General features: G+C 59.9%; 1 protein-coding gene. It reads right to left on the bottom strand.

What is annotated here, in order from left to right:
* Nucleotides 1–78: 78 nt before the first annotated feature.
* Nucleotides 79–1209 (bottom strand): 2-isopropylmalate synthase (locus tag NW819_RS03265; protein ID WP_414412868.1); only part of this gene is annotated, 1131 nt, incomplete at its 5' end.

Here is a 1209-nt window from a genome sequence, read left to right as displayed (position 1 = left end):
GAGAGGGGCTGGGGGTGAGGGTCAGCAGCGAAGGATCCCAGCTTTGTTGGAAACGACTGGGATTCCCTAACCCTTCCCTCAGATCTTCTGGGCAGCAGCCTCGCGCTGGTCAGCCGTCGAGCGTGCCGCGTGCAGCGCAGAGTAGAGCTTGTTGAGGGCATTCATATAGGCTTGGGCAGAAGCGACAATGATGTCGGTGTTGGCGGCATGGCCGGAAAAGATGCGGTCTTCGTGGCGCAGGCGGATGGTGACTTCCCCAATGGCGTCGATGCCAGCGGTAACCGATTGGACGGAAAACTCGATCAGCTTGTTGGGGATATTGACGATGCGGTTGATGGCCTTGTACACCGCATCCACCGGGCCTGTGCCCACAGCAGCGTCCACCCGCTCTTCCCCTTCCGGGGTTACCAGCCGCACCGTGGCGGTGGGAGCTTCCCGATTGCCACACACCACTTGCACATGCTCCAGGCGATAGAGCTCCGGCACCGGGCGAGTTTCGTCGTTAACAATCGCTTCCAGATCCAGGTCGGAGATTTCTTTTTTCTTGTCGGCCAGTTCTTTGAAGCGCAAGAAGGCTCTGTTCAGATCTTGCTCCGACAGCTCGAATCCCAGTTCTTTGAGGCGGGTGCGGAAGGCATTGCGGCCCGAGTGCTTGCCCAACACCAAGGTGCTCGATTGCAGGCCGATGGTCTGGGCATCCATGATCTCATAGGTCTGGCGGTTCTTCAACATGCCGTCCTGGTGGATGCCGGATTCGTGGGCAAAGGCGTTGGAGCCGACGATAGCCTTGTTGGGCTGCACCAACATGCCGGTGAGGTTGGAGACGAGGCGCGAGGTGCGATAGATCTCCTGAGTTTTGATGTGGGTGAGGGGCTTCTCGGAGTCCACCGGCAGGCCGAAGTAGGGGTTGAAGTAGCTGCGCCGCACATGCAGGGCCATCACCAACTCTTCCAGGGCTGTGTTGCCGGCCCGCTCACCAATGCCGTTGACCGTCACTTCCACCTGACGGGCGCCCTGCTTAATCGCTTCCAAGAAGTTGGCCACCGAGACGCCCAGATCGTCGTGGCCGTGCACAGAAAGGATCGCTTGCTTGATGTTGGGCACGTTCTCGCGGATGCCCTTGATCAGTTGGCCGAACTCCTCCGGCATGACGTAGCCGACGGTATCGGGGATGTTGATGGTTTTGGCCCCCGCCCGAATGGCCGCCTC

The sequence above is a fragment of the Synechococcus sp. R8-2 genome, assembly GCF_047461715.1.
Taxonomy (GTDB): domain Bacteria; phylum Cyanobacteriota; class Cyanobacteriia; order Thermostichales; family Thermostichaceae; genus Thermostichus.
The sequence above is the reverse complement of the archived record's forward strand: the minus strand, read 5'-3'. Positions and strand labels throughout refer to the sequence as shown.